Source organism: Kitasatospora sp. NPDC034023, from assembly GCF_055575795.1.
The window spans coordinates 103,615-118,712 of sequence record NZ_JBVIRY010000028.1; the positions used below are offsets into that span (position 1 = coordinate 103,615).

Below are 15,098 nucleotides of genomic sequence, written 5' to 3' on the forward strand. Positions count from 1 at the left end.
AACCGTTCCGTCTCGTGTAGATTCGGGACATGTCCAGCTCTCCCGCACCACAGCCGCCCTCCGCGACGCCTGCCCCTGCCCTTGCCCCTGCCCCTGCCCCTGCCCCCGGGCGCCGGCTACCCGGCGGACCCGTACTCCAGGACTCGGTCACCGAGGCGATCGCCGCCGCCTTCTTCGAGGAACTGGCGTCGGCCGGCTACGCGCGGCTGTCCCTGGAGGCCGTCGCCAAGCGCGCCGGCGCGGGCAAGGCCGCCATCTACCGCCGCTGGACGTCCAAGCTGGACATGACCGTCGACCTGGTCTCCGCCGTCGCCGTCGACGCCTCCGGGACCACCGACACCGGAACCCTGCGCGGCGACGTCCTCGCCTTCCTCACGGACGTCGCCGACGCGCTGAACCAGCGACTTCCCGCGAGGATCATCCCCGACCTGATCGCCGAGGGCGGACGCAGCCCCGAACTGGCCGAGGCGCTCTTCACCACCGTCCGCGACACCCGCCGCACCAAGGCCACGCGGATCCTGGAACGGGCGATCGAGCGCGGCGAACTCCCCGCCGACGTGGACCGCGAACTCGCACTCGACCTCCTCGCCGGCCCGCTCTACTGGCGCCTCGCCGTCACCCACACCCCGACCGCCCCCGACTACCTCGACCGCCTCACCGACAAGCTCATCGCCGCCTTCTCCGCCTGACTGCCTGACGGCCTGACGGGCGGCGGACGGGCGCGCGGGCAGCGGACGAACGCGCGGTCGGTCGGCCGCGGGACACCCGGACGAGTGACCGGCAGGCCGACCGTTCGAAATGCGGTGAAGCGACAGGCTCAGACGACTCTCACAACATCCGACAGGGGAATGTCGATCCTGGTCACATCGCCGAGGATGTCCACCGTCAACTGAATGCGGCCCCGAGCATGGTCGACGGCCAACACGGGACCCGTGAAGTCCGTAAACGGGCCCCCGGTAACCCGCACGTCATCACCTTCCTGAACATCCGACTCGTGCGGCATTCCACTCCCTCGCACCGTTGTTACCGCCGGCCACCGCCGGCGGGAGTGAACCTACCCTGGGACTTGCTCGATGCCGAAGGGCCCCAGCCGAGCCGCGCGATCAGCCGACCGCAGGCACCGGGCTCCCTGGCCAGTGGAGTTCCGACGGGTTCCCCGGGCGGCGGCGCGACGACGAGGCGTGGCAGGGGTGGGCAGTAGCCGGCGGCGGCGAGCCCGAGGTCATGCGCAGTACGGGTGTCTCACGTGCCGGGTTCACTCCGAGTTGCTCCGAGCCGTCACCTCCGATCCTCGAAGCGGACATACGTATACACACCCAGCAGTCAAATGACTGATGCCACACGTGTGCCGCCTGGAGAACACTTGGACCACTGCGCGAGCAGACACCTCGGAATGCAATCTTGGAGTCACACATGAACTTCCTGTCGGGCAAGCTACCGAAGACGGCCGCCACCCTCGGCCTCGCCGTGGCCGCGCTGACCGCCGTGTCGGCCACCCCGGCCTCGGCGGGCACCGCCGCCACCGCGGGCTGCACCCGCGCCCTGCGCTTCTACGACGTCCAGGTCCAGGTGGACAACTGCTCGGACGGCTGGATCTGGATGTCCACCGGCACCCGCTTCAACGGAGCGACCGCCTACGCGAAGACCGCCTCCGGTCAGGTACGGGAGCTGCAACTGGGGAAGAACGAGGCGGGCGCGGTCAAGTACCACGAGCGGATCACGAGCGTCCACGTCTGCGGCAACGACACCGTCGGCTGGTTCCCCCCGATCCCGTTCCGGCGGTGCTCGTCGGAGGTCGGCCTGTGACGACCTCACCGCGATGACGCCGAAGCGGTCCGCCCAGGGCATGGGCGGACCGCTTCCGCATCAACCCGTCGACAGGCCAGGTGAGCCACTGTTCACGGCCGATTCCATCGTCTTCCATCGCCGCCAGGACAGCCGGCGACCTCGACGACCCGGCCTCGCGCCGGACCGCCGCCCCACCCACGCGATCGTCGGCCCGCCGATGGCAGGTTCGACGGCGAGGCGGACCTTGCCGGTCAGCCCGCCCCCGGGACCTGCCGTAGACGGTCGGCCAGGGACCGAACGCGGCAGGCTGGTGGGGCCGGTCCGGTGAACGGCCCCACCAGACCTCGTCCGTGTGGTGTCAGCTGCCGAGGCTCTCGGCAACGCGGATGAGTTCCGCGTCCGAGAGCCGCGGTGGGGCGCCGGTGGTGACGACGAAGGTATAGGTCCCGTCCGACCATGTCAGCGAACGGGGACCGTTCTGAGGGTTCGGTGGCGTGATGGTCGCGGGGTGGCCCTTGACTGTGGCGGCCCGGCCGTCCGGCGGCGTGCTGTTCCGGAGGATCTGGCTGATGATCAGGCTCCCCTGCACGTCGGCCCCTGTGCCCAGCGTGTACCCGACGGCCCAGGCGGGGGTGTCGGTCGGAAGGGAGGCCAGGCCGGGCAACTGGACCATCTCGCCCGCAGGGTAGGGGTAGTAGTTCTCCGGCAGGAACGCGGGCCGGAGGAGGTTGCGCTCCTCGAAGTGGACGGCGGGCTTGCCGGTGGCGTCGTTCAGCGTCTTGGTTCCGAGCGGTTTGTTCAGATGGGTGGTGATCTGTCCGTAGCCGCCATCGTCGCAGAACCCCGGGGGGACTGTGTGCCGTAGGGAGATCTTCACCGCGTTGGCGGACTCGCGGGCCACGAGCTCGGGTTGCTTCTCGCAGCCCAGCCGATGCTGAGTGTCAGGGTCTGGCCGTCCGAGCTGACCAGCAGCGGGTAGCCGGCCACGGGGCCTTCGTGGACCTTGGTTTCCGGGCCCCGGTTCATCCATGCGTTGATCGCGAAGCCGCCACCGAGAACGGCTACAGCAGCCACGGCGGTCAGGCGATTCCGTCGTCCGCGCTTCGATATCTGTCGGACGGCGCTTTGCGTCACGGGCCCTCCCCGGCGTCACGGCCATGCTTGCGGCATGGCGTGCGCGAAGTCTAGCGAGGCGGTCAGCGGCACTTGCCGGCCAAATTGCTCAAAGCTATGGCCCCCCCGCTTCCGCGAACACCGTCCCGTCCCCGCGCACTGCGGCGCACCGGCGGCGACAGCGGGTGTTCACGAGAGGGGCCGGCCGACGACGTCCCAGCCCTTTGAGATCGCTTCCCACCTCTGTGATGATCGCTTCGCGAACTCAGGGGGAGGCATCGTGGACAGTCAGGCGGCATCAGCCGGAGCCGGCGCTCGCAGCGTTGACGGCACTCGGTACCGTTCGGGCGACGTGTTGAGAATGGGATGCCCGTTCACCGAGGTCACGGTCACCGGGGTCTCCCGGTACCACGTCTCGGTGCGCTGGCCGTGGTGGGAGATCGACACTGCGGCGGACTGGATCGAGTGGAACGGCGAGGTGGCGCTTCCGACGCCCGCGGACGACGACTGGAAGAGCGAGTACTTCCGGACGAGGCCGGCGGAGGACACGCTGAAGGCCGGCGACAGGTGCCTGGTGGGGATCCCCCCGACCGTGGTGCACGTCCTGGCGGTCCACCGTTTCGATCCGCCTCTGGAGACAGGTTGGCTGCCACGACCTGCGACCTACCTCGACGTCCTGCGGCAGGGCGAGTCCTATGACGCCAGGCTCGAGGAGCAGGGTTACGAGATCGACCCGGCCGGCGGTGTGCCGTTCCAGCTCGAACTGCTCTTCCGCCCTTACGCGTTCCTGGAGACCGGCGACGAGGTCGTCGACCGCGACGGGCGGGCGTGGAGGTTCGACGCTCCCTGGTGCTGGAACGCGTTCGATGGCGGGCAGCCGAGCACTCCGTCCTGGCCGCTTGCCCTGCTCTTCCGCAGCGGTGGGCCGACGCCCGAGGCCGTCGCGGCTGTCGCGGAGGCAACAGCCGCAGGCAGCCACGCCGACGAGGTGAGCCGGTGGGTGGAACTCACCCGTGCGAAGCCAACCACACCCGCGTGACCTGCCTCGGATGTCGCCACCTGTCGTACACGACTGGGGTACGGAGGGGTTGCCGGCATCCGGGCTGGACCCGGCCTGTCCTCCGTTCCGGCGCGCCCTGCATGGGTGATATTCGGCTGGTTCGGCCGAATGAGGACCTCGCCGATGACACGTTCCGACCTTGCGTCAGAACGCAATCCACCAACGCCTCGTTGGGCGGAAATTCGTCTCACTTGTCAGGGATGCCCTAGTACACGTAGTCCGCGCAGACGTCCGCGGCGAGTCGCAGGGCCTGCTCCGCGCTCGGTCCGCGCAGCGCCAGCAGGGTCTGGGCGAGCGCGTCCACGGCGGCCAGGTGGGCGAGCCGGCTGGCCGTGGTCTCCAGACCGAAGACCAGGTCCTGGCCGCCCGCGATCAGGGTGCAGGTCGCCGTCTCGGTGAGCGGCGAGCGGGCGTAGCTGGTGAGCGCCAGCACCTCGGCCCCGGCCGCCCGGGCGCTGCGGGCGGCGGCCACCACGCTGTGGGTGGCACCGGTGTGGCTGACGGCCAGGCAGACGGCGCCCGGTGGGAGTCCGGCGGCCACCAGCTGGGCGGTCATCGAGTCGGCCGGGGCGTCCACCAGCAGGCTGAGCGCGCGCAGTCGGTAGGCGAGGTCGAGCACCACCGCGCCGGACAGCCCGGCGCCGACCAGGAGCACCCGGGGGGCGCCGTTCAGCAGTTCGGCGGCTGCGCGCAGGTCGTCCGGGCCGAGCGTGGCGGTGATGCCCTCCAGGGCCTCCCGGGCGGCGCGCAGGGTGTCGGCGAGCGCCCGGGCGGCCGGGTCGTCGGGGTCCGCGGCCGGCCCCGGGGCGGGGGCGGCGGGGGCGTGCAGGGCGGCGGCGATCTTGAGCTCCTGGAAGCCGCGGAAGCCGAGCCGCTGGCAGGCCCGGACCACCGAGGAGGGGGCCGTCCCGGCCAGCGCCGCGACGTCGCTGACGCTCAGGTGCACCAGGGCGGTGCCCCGGTCCAGCACCACCTGGGCGACCCTCGCCTCCGTGCCGCGCAGCTCGCCGAGCCGGGCCCGGATCTGCGCGGCCAGCTGGGATTCCAGGGGCGTGAAAAATTCGGAACGTTCTTCCATGGATCTAGGGTAGCGTGGAATTCGATTCCAGGCCCGCCGGAATCCGGCAGGCTGACGGGAGGGGAGCTTCGCCATGTCAGAAATCGGGCCGGCCGTGCCGCTGGTCGTGCTCACGGCCGCCGTGCTGCACGCCGTGTGGAACGGGCTGGCGCACCGGATCCCGGACAAGATGGTCGGCTTCGCGCTGATCAACCTGACCTACACCGCCTGCGCCCTGGTGCTGGTCGCGGTCAACCCGCTGCCGGCCGCCGCGGCTTGGCCGTACCTGCTGGCCTCCACGGTGGTCCAGACGATCTCGACGGTCCTGCTGCTGCGGGCGTACCAGCTGGGCGACTTCGGGCAGATGTACCCGATCGCCCGCGGCTCGGCGCCGCTGCTGGTCGCGCTGCTGTCGGTGACCGTGCTCGGCCAGCACCTGGGGGCGGGTGAGCTGGTGGGTGTGGTGGTGATCTCCTGCGGGCTGATCGGGCTGGCCTTCGCCCAGGGCATACCCGGGCGGGCGCAGCTGCCCGCTCTCGCGGCCGCCGCCGGTACCGGGACGATGATCGCCGGCTACACGGTGCTGGACGGCAGCGGCGTCCGGCACGCCGGCACCGTCGGCGGTTACGTGGCCTGGCTGTTCCTGCTCCAGGGGCCGACGCTCGTCGCGGTCGTCTGGGCCCGGCGCGGCCGCACCCTGCTCACCGGGGTGCGCAAGGTGCTGCCGGTCGGGATCCTCGGCGGGGTGCTGTCGCTGACGGCGTACGGCCTGGTGGTCTGGGCGCAGTCCCGGGGCAACCTGGCGGCGGTGGCGGCGCTTCGCGAGACCAGCATCGTGATCGCCGCGCTGATCGCCACCGTGGTGTTCCGCGAGCGCCTCGGACGGCTGCGGCTGACGGCCGCGCTCACCGTCCTCGGCGGGATCGCCGTCCCGGAGCTCGCCCGGGCGTGAGCCTTCGCCCGCGGACAACGGCCCGTCAGGCGGTGCGTTCCAGCCGTACCAGGGCTGGCACCGCGGCGATGCTCAGGAGCAGCAGGAACAGCCAGGGCAGGACGGCGGCCCGGGTGAGCAGCAGGGTGAGCAGTCCGGGGGCGACAGCCTGGCCGACGTTCCAGGAGAGTTGGTAGAGGGCGAGGTAGCGGCCGCGCCGGTGCGGGTCGGCGAGGGAGACGCTGAGGTCCTCGCGGAAGGGGGTGGCGACGGTCTCGGCGAGGTTGTAGACGGCCATGGCGGTGAACAGGCCGCCGAGGACGGCCCAGCCGGGGGCGGCGGCGACGAGGGCGAACAGGGCGAAGGCGAGTGCGTTGAGCAGGGCGCCGGCGGCGACGACCCGGGTGGGGCGGAAGCGTTCGAGCCGGCGGGCGACGGCGCTCTGGGTGAGCACCACCTGGACGCCGTTGAGGACGAGCAGGGCGCCGGCCGTCCAGGCGTCGCGGTGCAGGCCCTCGGTGAGGTAGACGGCGAGCAGCATGCTCAGGATCATCGAGGCGAAGACGAAGGTCAGGTTGATCGCGATCAGCAGCAGGTAGCGCCGGTCGCGCAGCACCGCCCGGTAGCCGCCGGGGCCGTCGGGGGTGACGGGGCCGCCGGCGGGTGCCTCGGTCCGGGTCCGCGCCGCGTCAGCCGTCTCCGCGGGCCGCCAGGTGCCCAGCAGGGCCGCGGCGAGGGCGTAGCTGACCGCGTTGAGGGCGACGAGCAGCCGCAGCGCCCCGGTGCCGCCCCCGGCCGCCAGGACGGCGGCGAGCGCCCCGCCGAGGCCGAGCCCGGCGTTGCGCAGGGTCTGCACGAGGGCGAACCAGCGCGGCCGCTCCCCCTCGTCGGCGGCGAGGACGACCAGCCCGGTGCTGCTGGTCCAGTAGGCGGCCTGGCCGATCTGGGCGAGCAGGCAGACCAGCACGATCTGCCAGGCCTGGTGGGCGAGCAGGAAGCCGCCGTAGGCGAGCGCGGAGAGCGCGTTGCCGGCGGTGGCGACGGGCCGGGCGCCGTAGCGGTCGAGCAGCGGGCCGACGGCGACGGCGGTGGGCAGGGCGAGCAGGCGAGCGGCGGAGACGGCGGCGCCGACGGCGGCGACGGACAGGCCGGTGGTGTCGGCGAAGTAGACGAGGGTGAAGGCGAGGATCAGCCCGGTGCCGAGGCTGTCGACGACGTGGGCGCCGATCAGGCGGGCGTGTCCGGTGGTGGCGGGGAGGCCGAGGCGGTCACGCAGCAGGGGCGGGGTGGCGGTGGTCATGGTCCGAGGCTGCCTGGGATGATCATCGCCGCCCATTGATTCCATCAGGATCGAATGCTCACCGGAGGTGCCCGTGTTGACCTGGGAGTTCTCAGCACAGGACCTGGCCCGGACGCGCTTCGCCCGGTCCCCGCTGAGCGAGGTCACGACGAGCGTCGAGGTGCTCAAGGATCCGGGCCGGCAGTCCGCGCACCTGCCCTGGGTGCGGCAGGCGCGGAAGCGGCTGGAGGGGGTGGGCTGGGAGCTGCTGTCGGCGCTGGTCCGGCTGCCGACGGTGTACGTGGTGGACTTCCTGACGCCGGTCCCGGAGGGCCCGGACCTGACGATCGGGCAGCAGACGGCCGCGCTGGCCGCGACCGATCCGGCCGTGGTGCGCCGGGACATCGCCCGGATCCAGGGCGAACTCCACCCGCTGGTGGCTGGGTTGGCGCACGATCCGGAGGCCGGACTGGCCCGGCTCGCGGCCGAGGTGAGGACGTACTGGGAGGCCGCGATCGCCCCGCACTGGCCGCGGATGCTGCGGCTGACCGAGGGCGAGATCCTGCGGCGTGCCCGGCAGATGTCTGCGGGCGGGCCGGCGGAGCTCTTCGCCGACCTGCACCCGTTGGTGTCCTGGGAGCGCGACACCCTGCGGATCGGCCACTCCCGGGTCGAGGTGCACCGCCGTCTGGACGGCGAACGCGGCCTGGTCCTGGTGCCGACGGTCTTCGCCTGGCCGGGGGTGTTCTCGCAGCAGAACCCGCCGTGGCAGCCGGGCCTGGTCTATCCGCCGCGCGGGGTGGCCACGCTGTGGGAGGCGGCCGCCACGCCGGTGCCGGAGGGCCTGGCCCGGGTGCTCGGCCGCACCCGCGCCCTGCTGCTGGCCGAGCTGGACTCCCCCGCCTCCACCACCGAACTCGCCGCCCGCACCGACCTGTCCGCCCCGAACGTGTCCCACCATCTGAGCGCCCTGCACGACGCGGGCCTCCTCGCCCGCCACCGCACCGGCCGCACGGTCCTGTACCTGCGCACCGAGGCGGCGGAGCTCCTGCTGGGGCCGTGACCGGCTGCGCGAACGGCCTTTCGCCTTGGACCCGTTGGACCCGTTGGACCCGTTGGACCCCGCCCCCTGCCGGGGTCGGCCCCGCCCTGACGGAGCGTCAATTCGGAGCGGAAGCCAGGACGAGGGCCGCACCGTGCCGCCGACGACGAGGGTCGTTCACAAGAGCACAGGGTCAGACGGGCGGCATCAGATCGCTCTCGCTGATGGTGTACGTCAGCGGGGGATAAACGAAGTCCGTTTCGGTGTTCTCACGGCGCCGTAGTCGGTAGAATTCGCGCCTCTGCTCCTCGTCGGCCGACATGAGGCGCACACCCTGTGGGAGGTATGCGTGTCCGTCGCGAAACCGAACGAAGGTCTTTGACGTTCGAAAGGTTACACCCAGCCACTGGTTGTCCGCCGCGTGGGCGGGCGCGTCCAATACGATTCTATGCCTGAGCCGCCGATTCAAGTCGACGGAAAACGCGACGATACTGTTGTGGGCGAAGGGGATCTCGAACTTCTCGCCATCGGACCCCTTCGATTCGAAGACCAGCTTCCTCGGCGGGCCCGCTTCGGGACGCCGGTAGCAGGAGAAGACGGCGATAAACGACTCGTCGGCCAGATCGAGGGCCTGGTCGGAATGGCTGCCCATGGTCGTGTAGGCGTTCGTGTAGCTCTCGATGAGAGCGTTGTTGAAGCCGACCGAAAGTGCCGCGCGTTCCCGGATCCGTTGCGCCAGCTGCTCGTGCACTGCCAGAAAACGCTGCGTCGGACTGCCGTACCGAGTGGTCGTCCGTACGAGAGGAACACCGCCCGCCTCGTCGATCTTGGCGAGTACGGCGCCCCTCCGGCCTTTTCCTACGTCTTCCAGACGAGCCGACGCGGACAGTTCCGCAAAGAGATTGTCCTCGGCCGGCAAAGCGCACGAGAGGATCTCGTCCGAGATCCTAGACCTGGGGGGCAACATAGTCTCCCGTGTTCATACTGAAGAGGAATTCGTCGCCGTAGTCGATGAAGGACGAGGTCCTGTTCTCCTCGGCGTACAGCCTGCGCAGCTCTGCCATTCCCGCCGGTGTGGGTGGGCCCAGCTGCACCAGATCCCCGGCCACTTTGAGGAACGTGTGGCCGTCCTTGTGAACGGCTTCGGCGCTCGAACAGCGCACCACGTATCCCAGGCGGGTCGGGAGCAGCTCGGCGTCCAACGCCGAGGGCCGGATTTCATGCGTGTACAGGCGATTGGTGGACAACGGCATGAAGAACACGGAGCCGGGATAGAGGGTCAGGGTGAACTGCGGGGGGAGCGCGACCCCGTCGCGGCCTTCGGTCGGCTCCTTGAGGCGGAAGTGGAGTTTGGTCAGCCCGCTGGCGCCCTTCACACCGTGGTCGAAGACGTCTTCGGCCAGGGGCTGCAGCTTGTCGAGCCCGTCATAGAAGGTGCAGAAGGCCATGATGCCGTTGTCGGGCATGTCCTTGGTCTTGTCGGCATGCGCCGAGATCTTGGCCTTGGACTGCTTGCGCTCGGCCGTGGCAAGGGTGTTGTGGTAGATCTGAGCGAGGACGTGATTCAGCGGCGCCTGCCCCCGGAAGACGGCGGCGGCCTCGCGGTTCAGAGCCTCGACGATGTGCGTGTCGGTCGGGCGGAAGCCCTCGGTCGGCCCCGAGAGATTCGTGGAGCACCGGAGCAGGCGGAAATGCAGTTCGTCGCCGTTCCGTGTGACGGGCGTCAGATAGATTCCGCTGCGATGGGCCGTTCCGGGCTTCGTGGACTCCGTGAGGGACTGGAACGCGTGCTCCGCACGGATCCGTCCGAAGTGATCGGCGCCGAGTCCGAAAAAGCGGCGGTAGTACACGCCGACGCCGTGTACGCGGACGGGGACCCGGCCGAGGTCGACGAAGGTCCAAGGTTCGTCGAGGCCCTCGCGGTAACCGTGCGACAGCTCCCGGATGACGAACACCCGGGCAGCCGCACGCAGTCGGCGGCCGCTGATCCCGGATATGTCGCCACACAGGTAGACGGTCTTCTGCGCGAGGTCGGGCGAACCGGAAGCAAGGTCCTCCGGCGTGATTGTGGACCCGAAGAATTCCCCGACCACGTCATGATCCTGCAACGCCGAAGGCGCAACCAGGATGTTGCTCGCATCCTCAATGCGGGCTTCTGCCGACCCTGCCGTGTACATCAAACCGTACCTGCCATTCGCAGATCTTGGTGGATTGCTCAAAATCGTGGACATGGCAACGGCCCGCACTCTTTCATTTGCGCGGCAAGGCGTAAACGGAAGGAGACGGACCATTGAACCTTGATGCTCTCACGGGGGCTCGACAGCGGGCAACGGGTTCTGCCACCCACCCAGCCGGCCGGCCGGCCGGCAGCCCAACGATGCGATGCGATGCGGTGCGGTCAGTCGACGGTGACGGTCATCTTGCCGAGGGCCTGACCGCTCTCCATCACGCGGTGGGCCTCGACGATCTCCTCGAAGCGGAAGGTCCGGGTCGGGCGGCCGCGCAGGGCACCCGTCTCGACCTTGGCGTAGATGGCGTCGAACGGTATGTCGGAGAGCGGGAATTCGGGGCTGCCGAGGACGAAGGCGCTGCCGAAGAAGCTGAGCCGGACGCCGCTGGGAAGGTCGGCGATGGGGTCGAAGTCGGCTACCGGTGCGAAGCCGCCGAGGAAGCCGACCTGGCAGACCCGTCCGCGGGGTCGGACGCTGGCGAGCGAGTCGCGCAGGACGCTGTTGCCGACGACGTCGAGGACGGCGTCCACGAGGATGCCGCGGTCCCGGACCCGGGTGCTCAGGCGGCCGTCGTCGATGAGTACGTCTTCGGCTCCGAGGTCCCTGAGCAGGGTGGCGTGGGCGGGGTTGCGGGTGGTGGCGAGGACGCGGGCGCCGTGGTCGACGGCGAGGTCGACGGCGGCCTGGCCGAGCGAGGAGGTGGCGCCGCGGACCAGGACCGTCTCGTCGGGGCGCAGTTCCAGGGTGCCGAACAGGGCGCTCCAGGCGGTCGCGTAGACCTCGGGGACGGCTGCCAGGTCGGCCCAGCCGAGGGTGGAGCGGACCGGTACCACGTTGGTCGCGGGTACGGTGACGAGCTCCGCGTAGCTGCCGTTGCGGGTGCGGCCCATGCCGCCGAGGATCGCCACGACCGTGGTGCCGGTGGGGAGTTCGCCAGACGGGTCGGATTCGACGGTTCCGGCGCACTCGATCCCGGTGACGGGCGCGACCTCGCCCCAGGCGCCCGCGCGCATGTACGCCTCGGCGTGGTTGAGGCCGATGGCCTTGACGCGGATCAGCACCTCGCCGGCGGCGGGCACGGGGTCGGGCAGTTCGGTGACGGCGAGGACCTCGGGGCCGCCGTAGGCGGAGATGGTGATGGCCTTCATGATCGCTTCCTGTTCTTGAATGGTGATTCAACTATCGGGCCGAAAGAAGGGCCACCCTGTCCGGTGGCCCTTGTCCGCTCCGCCCGCCCCTCAGACGAGGGCGGCGAAGGCGTTGTCCGTGATGGCCCGCAGCAGCGCCTCGTCCGGGTTGGCCTTGCCGACGACCATCAACCCCTGGCACGTCGCGACCAGCAGCTTGGCACTGCCGGCCGGGTCCACCGCTTCGCGGACCTCCCCGCGACGGCGGGCGTTCTCCAGCGCCGTGGTCATGCAGCGCTCCAGTCGGGCCAGGTGACCGCGGACGACGGCCGCGGCCTCGTCGTCCTCGGCTGCGTCCTCGATCGCGGTGTTCACCAGGAGGCACCCCTGCCGCCCCTCCGGGCTGAGCAGGTCCCGCACCAGTCCGTCGAAGTAGCCCCGCAGCTCCGCCAGGCTCGCGCCGGCCGCCTCCAGCTCGCCGAGCTTCTGCGGCACGACCAACCGGGAGTAGCGCTCCAGCGACTTCAGGAACAGTGCCCGCTTGCCACCGGGGAAGACGCTGTAGATGCTGCCCGGCTTCACGCCGGTCGCCTTCACCAGGTCCTCGATCGAGGTGGCCCGGTAGCCGCGCTTCCAGAAGCGCAGCATGGCTCCGTTCAGTACGGCGTCGGGTTCGAACTCGCGAGGCCTGGGCATGGGGCGAAGATACATGAATGCTCATTCAAGAACAATGCCGTCACTGCGCCGAACCTGCGGGACCGGGCGGCCGGGCCGGCACGGGGCCGTCCGCACGACCCGGCCGCCGGGCAGCATGCGCTCGCTGGTCCGCTCGGTGGTCCGGTCCGCGGGCCGGTCGTTGCTAACCCTTCTTGATCGCGGAGATGTCGAACTCCAGGACGATCTTGTCGCCGACCAGCACGCCGCCGCCTTCCAAGGCCGCGTTCCAGGTCACGCCGAACTCCTTGCGGGAGATGGTCACCGATCCCTCCAGCCCGACCCGCAGGTCGCCGGAGGGGTCGACGACGTTGCCGGTGTACTCGAAGTCGATGGTGACCGGGCGGGTGGTGTCCTTGATGGTCAGATCACCGGTGACGCGGTACTCGGTATCGGAGCGCGGCTCGACCGAGGTGCTGCGGAAGGTGATGTCGGGGAAGTTGGGAGCGTCCAGGAAGTCGTTGGTGCGCAGATGCTGGTCGCGCTGTTCGACGCCGGTGTCGATGCTCTCCGCCTTGATCACGACCTCGGCAGTGGAGCGGGCCGGCGCGGTGCCGTCCAGGTGGGCGGTGCCCTCGAACCGGTGGAACGCGCCGCGGACCTTGGTCACCATCGCGTGACGGGCGACGAAGCCGATCCGGGTGTGGGCGGGGTCGAGGACGTAGTCCCCGGTGAGCTCAGAGATTGTGGCAGTCACAGTGAGGTGCCTCCGAAAGACCAGGATCGCGGCGCCGGTACGGCCGGATCGTTCCGGGCCCACGCTAGGGCGCGCCGATTCCCCCGTCGGCCGGACGCACCGAGGGGCCCGCGCAATGCACTCCGGCCGGCGAACACGGGCCACCGGCCGGCCGCTGCCCGCCTTCCTCGCACAGGGTCCCGGCCTCCGGTGCGCAGGGCTGCGGCGACGCCGCCGTCCATCCGGATGCCACCGTACGGGTGCGGCCCGCCGCATCCGCGGCCACCGTAGGGAGATGGACATCGTCGTCGTGCTGGAAATGAATACGCCGACCAACGTTCGGGCCCTTCAGCCCGACCGCGCACCGGCAGACCCCGAGAACGCCGTGCGCCGCGCGCACCAGGCCCCCGCGGAACCCTCCGGCGCCTGCAGCCCCCTCACCTTCTGCGGCCTGGCCACCTCCGACATGACCATCGCCCCGTACCCGCCCAGCCGGCCGGGCCGGTACACCTGCACCACCTGCAGCACGTGCCAGAGCGCCGCAGCCGGCAGCCCGCTCGTCCCCGGGGCCGTCGGGGCTCCGTTCGCGCCCTCCCCGAGCCGCATCCCCTGAAACCCCGCCAGGGCGTGAACACCGCCGGGGCGTGAACACCGCCGGGGCGCTCGTCGGCAGTCCGGCGCCGTCGACGAGCCGGTGGTGGCGGGCCGGAGCAGCCGGGCAGGGTTCCGTCGCCCCCTGCCCGTCACCTTCCGCCCAGCGGGCGCCCGCCTGCCGGCTACGGCTCGGTGGGAGCGCCGTCGCCTCCGGTCCGGACGGCGGCGGCGAATCGCCACGCCTCGATGTCGCGATAGCGGATCGGCCCCGGGCCGCGGCCGATGTTGCTGCCGACCAGGTGAAGACGCTTGGTCCGCCACGGCCGGCCCACGAACCCGGTGAGCCCGGCCGCGGCCAGCGGCACACTGGTGGAATCGTCGCGACGGGACCGTGCCAGGGTCAGGTGGGGCCGCAGCGGGCGGTCCCTGAACTCGATCCCGCAGGACCTGACCAGCTCCCGGACGTCGGTGGCGAGCAGGTGCAGTCCCTCCAGGTCCCCGTCGATCCCGCTCCACAGCAGTCGCTCGTCGAAGTGGCCGCCCCCGCGCAGGCCCAGCTGCAGGGCGGGGCGCGACGCGGCCGAACCGGCCAGCACCGACCGCAGCAACGGCAGGGCCGTGGAGGGCAGTTCACCGAGGAAGGCCAAGGTGATGTGCCAGTCCTCGATCCGGTTCCACCGCAGCCGCGGGTACCTGGCGTAGGCGGGCTGCAAGGCACGGGCCAGTTCGTCCTTGGCGTCGTCGGGCGGCGCCAGTGCCACGAAGACGCGCAGGGTCGAGGGCTCGGGGGAATCGTCCACGAGGGGGGAGGTTAGCCGAGGCCAGGTCGCCTGCGCCCACCGGTGTGCGGACCACCGACCGGGGCCCAGGCCGCCCCGGCACGGCCGCGCCGGCCGAAACGCACCCGCCCGCCCGACGGGTCGGCGGGCGGGCAGGCGGGCAGGCGGGGCCTCGCCGTGTGGGGTACCGCTGCGGATCAGCAGCACCCGGTGAGTGCCTGGCGGCGCGACACCTCGACGGTCGGCGCCGCCGGCCGGGGCCCGCCGGCCGGGGCGGTGGCGTCAGAGCCGGGTCAGCACGAACCGCCGTTGCTGATCATGATCCCGGTGATGGTGCCTCCTCCACCGAGGTTGCCGTTCGGCGGGACGCAGAAGACGAAGCCGTCGGACCGCTGGATGTGGGTGTAGTCCTGGTTCCGGGTGTTGACGACCCACCAGACGTCCCCGTGGTTGGTGTTCTGGAAGTAGTCGGTGACGTCCTTGAACTCCGCGACGATCGGGTAGGACGAGCCTCCGCCGCCGTAGATGCACACGTACGGGTACGGGCATCCGTACTGGCTGTTGGCCTCGGCGCTCGTGGCCCCGACCATTGACATGGCGAGCGCGGAGGCGGCGACGACGCCGGTCGCTGCCAGCTTCTTGAGTACGTTTCGCATGGTTTTCCTCTTCTTCTCCATGGGCGTCCGTCCGCCGCGTCGGCGCAAGGG

At 70.8% G+C, this 15,098-nt stretch carries 17 protein-coding genes; 6 read left to right on the top strand and 11 right to left on the bottom strand.

Annotation, left to right across the window (positions count from 1 at the left end):
- The first annotated feature begins 29 nt into the window (after window positions 1-29).
- Complete coding sequence (locus ACZ52R_RS31175) at window positions 30-689, top strand: TetR-like C-terminal domain-containing protein (RefSeq protein WP_465622425.1); 660 nt, start codon at window positions 30-32, stop codon at window positions 687-689.
- Between the two features lie 128 nt (window positions 690-817).
- Here the strand turns inward: ACZ52R_RS31175 and ACZ52R_RS31180 are convergent, their stop codons facing one another.
- Window positions 818-1,003, bottom strand: coding sequence for a KOW motif-containing protein (locus tag ACZ52R_RS31180; protein ID WP_465664335.1), 186 nt, complete (start codon window positions 1,001-1,003; stop codon window positions 818-820).
- Between the two features lie 410 nt (window positions 1,004-1,413).
- Between ACZ52R_RS31180 and ACZ52R_RS31185 the strand changes: the two genes are divergently transcribed.
- Window positions 1,414-1,806 carry a hypothetical protein gene (locus ACZ52R_RS31185; protein ID WP_465754530.1) on the top strand — a complete coding sequence of 131 codons (393 nt, stop codon included), beginning with the start codon at window positions 1,414-1,416 and terminating at the stop codon, window positions 1,804-1,806.
- A 340-nt stretch (window positions 1,807-2,146) separates the two neighbouring features.
- On the opposite strand, the gene ACZ52R_RS31190 is transcribed toward ACZ52R_RS31185, so the two are convergent.
- Window positions 2,147-2,689 carry a hypothetical protein gene (locus tag ACZ52R_RS31190; protein ID WP_465754531.1) on the bottom strand — a complete coding sequence of 181 codons (543 nt, stop codon included), beginning with the start codon at window positions 2,687-2,689 and terminating at the stop codon, window positions 2,147-2,149.
- Window positions 2,690-3,262: 573 nt separating this feature from the next.
- Between ACZ52R_RS31190 and ACZ52R_RS31195 the strand changes: the two genes are divergently transcribed.
- Entirely contained in the window at window positions 3,263-3,940 is a 678-nt protein-coding gene (locus ACZ52R_RS31195) for a hypothetical protein (protein ID WP_465754547.1), read from the top strand.
- A gap of 226 nt (window positions 3,941-4,166) precedes the next feature.
- Here the strand turns inward: ACZ52R_RS31195 and ACZ52R_RS31200 are convergent, their stop codons facing one another.
- Entirely contained in the window at window positions 4,167-5,039 is an 873-nt protein-coding gene (locus tag ACZ52R_RS31200; protein ID WP_465754532.1) for a MurR/RpiR family transcriptional regulator, read from the bottom strand.
- A 73-nt stretch (window positions 5,040-5,112) separates the two neighbouring features.
- Between ACZ52R_RS31200 and ACZ52R_RS31205 the strand changes: the two genes are divergently transcribed.
- A complete protein-coding gene (locus ACZ52R_RS31205; protein WP_465754533.1) occupies window positions 5,113-5,970 on the top strand; it encodes an EamA family transporter in 858 nt (285 codons plus the stop codon).
- Between the two features lie 25 nt (window positions 5,971-5,995).
- Here the strand turns inward: ACZ52R_RS31205 and ACZ52R_RS31210 are convergent, their stop codons facing one another.
- On the bottom strand, window positions 5,996-7,249 hold the full coding sequence (locus ACZ52R_RS31210; protein WP_465754534.1) for an MFS transporter: 1,254 nt from the start codon (window positions 7,247-7,249) through the stop codon (window positions 5,996-5,998).
- Between the two features lie 73 nt (window positions 7,250-7,322).
- Here ACZ52R_RS31210 and ACZ52R_RS31215 point away from each other — a divergent pair, with 73 nt between their 5' ends.
- Window positions 7,323-8,291 carry an ArsR/SmtB family transcription factor gene (locus ACZ52R_RS31215; RefSeq protein ID WP_465754548.1) on the top strand — a complete coding sequence of 323 codons (969 nt, stop codon included), beginning with the start codon at window positions 7,323-7,325 and terminating at the stop codon, window positions 8,289-8,291.
- A gap of 172 nt (window positions 8,292-8,463) precedes the next feature.
- Here ACZ52R_RS31215 and ACZ52R_RS31220 read toward each other — a convergent pair whose 3' ends face one another.
- The 5 genes from ACZ52R_RS31220 to ACZ52R_RS31240 form a co-directional block, all read right to left on the bottom strand.
- Entirely contained in the window at window positions 8,464-9,234 is a 771-nt protein-coding gene (locus ACZ52R_RS31220) for a hypothetical protein (protein WP_465754549.1), read from the bottom strand.
- Complete coding sequence (locus ACZ52R_RS31225; RefSeq protein WP_465754535.1) at window positions 9,218-10,447, bottom strand: hypothetical protein; 1,230 nt, start codon at window positions 10,445-10,447, stop codon at window positions 9,218-9,220. The genes ACZ52R_RS31220 and ACZ52R_RS31225 overlap by 17 nt, the downstream gene beginning before the upstream one ends.
- A 221-nt stretch (window positions 10,448-10,668) precedes the next feature.
- Window positions 10,669-11,649, bottom strand: a complete 981-nt coding sequence (locus ACZ52R_RS31230; RefSeq protein WP_465622437.1) for a zinc-binding dehydrogenase — start codon at window positions 11,647-11,649, stop codon at window positions 10,669-10,671.
- Between the two features lie 90 nt (window positions 11,650-11,739).
- Window positions 11,740-12,324: a TetR/AcrR family transcriptional regulator gene (locus tag ACZ52R_RS31235; protein WP_465754536.1), complete on the bottom strand. Its 585-nt coding sequence runs from the start codon at window positions 12,322-12,324 to the stop codon at window positions 11,740-11,742.
- A 163-nt stretch (window positions 12,325-12,487) separates the two neighbouring features.
- Window positions 12,488-13,039, bottom strand: a complete 552-nt coding sequence (locus ACZ52R_RS31240; RefSeq protein WP_465622440.1) for a YceI family protein — start codon at window positions 13,037-13,039, stop codon at window positions 12,488-12,490.
- A gap of 274 nt (window positions 13,040-13,313) precedes the next feature.
- Here ACZ52R_RS31240 and ACZ52R_RS31245 point away from each other — a divergent pair, with 274 nt between their 5' ends.
- Window positions 13,314-13,631: a hypothetical protein gene (locus ACZ52R_RS31245; RefSeq protein WP_465754537.1), complete on the top strand. Its 318-nt coding sequence runs from the start codon at window positions 13,314-13,316 to the stop codon at window positions 13,629-13,631.
- Between the two features lie 163 nt (window positions 13,632-13,794).
- On the opposite strand, the gene thpR is transcribed toward ACZ52R_RS31245, so the two are convergent.
- Both thpR and ACZ52R_RS31255 read right to left on the bottom strand, forming a co-directional pair.
- The gene (thpR, locus tag ACZ52R_RS31250) at window positions 13,795-14,412 is read right to left on the bottom strand and encodes an RNA 2',3'-cyclic phosphodiesterase (RefSeq protein ID WP_465754538.1); all 618 of its coding nucleotides are present in this window, start codon (window positions 14,410-14,412) and stop codon (window positions 13,795-13,797) included.
- A 272-nt stretch (window positions 14,413-14,684) separates the two neighbouring features.
- Window positions 14,685-15,047, bottom strand: a complete 363-nt coding sequence (locus ACZ52R_RS31255; protein ID WP_360508977.1) for a hypothetical protein — start codon at window positions 15,045-15,047, stop codon at window positions 14,685-14,687.
- Window positions 15,048-15,098: the final 51 nt, after the last annotated feature.

Coding starts and splice junctions, on each gene's coding strand:
- ACZ52R_RS31195 (WP_465754547.1), top strand. CDS start 3,263: ATGGGATGCCCGTTCACCGAGGTCACGGTCACCGGGGTCTCCCGGTAC.
- ACZ52R_RS31255 (WP_360508977.1), bottom strand. CDS start 15,047: ATGCGAAACGTACTCAAGAAGCTGGCAGCGACCGGCGTCGTCGCCGCC.
- ACZ52R_RS31185 (WP_465754530.1), top strand. CDS start 1,414: ATGAACTTCCTGTCGGGCAAGCTACCGAAGACGGCCGCCACCCTCGGC.
- ACZ52R_RS31235 (WP_465754536.1), bottom strand. CDS start 12,324: ATGCCCAGGCCTCGCGAGTTCGAACCCGACGCCGTACTGAACGGAGCC.
- ACZ52R_RS31245 (WP_465754537.1), top strand. CDS start 13,314: ATGGACATCGTCGTCGTGCTGGAAATGAATACGCCGACCAACGTTCGG.
- ACZ52R_RS31205 (WP_465754533.1), top strand. CDS start 5,113: ATGTCAGAAATCGGGCCGGCCGTGCCGCTGGTCGTGCTCACGGCCGCC.
- ACZ52R_RS31200 (WP_465754532.1), bottom strand. CDS start 5,039: ATGGAAGAACGTTCCGAATTTTTCACGCCCCTGGAATCCCAGCTGGCC.
- ACZ52R_RS31180 (WP_465664335.1), bottom strand. CDS start 1,003: ATGCCGCACGAGTCGGATGTTCAGGAAGGTGATGACGTGCGGGTTACC.
- ACZ52R_RS31225 (WP_465754535.1), bottom strand. CDS start 10,447: ATGTACACGGCAGGGTCGGCAGAAGCCCGCATTGAGGATGCGAGCAAC.
- ACZ52R_RS31230 (WP_465622437.1), bottom strand. CDS start 11,649: ATGAAGGCCATCACCATCTCCGCCTACGGCGGCCCCGAGGTCCTCGCC.
- ACZ52R_RS31175 (WP_465622425.1), top strand. CDS start 30: ATGTCCAGCTCTCCCGCACCACAGCCGCCCTCCGCGACGCCTGCCCCT.
- ACZ52R_RS31210 (WP_465754534.1), bottom strand. CDS start 7,249: ATGACCACCGCCACCCCGCCCCTGCTGCGTGACCGCCTCGGCCTCCCC.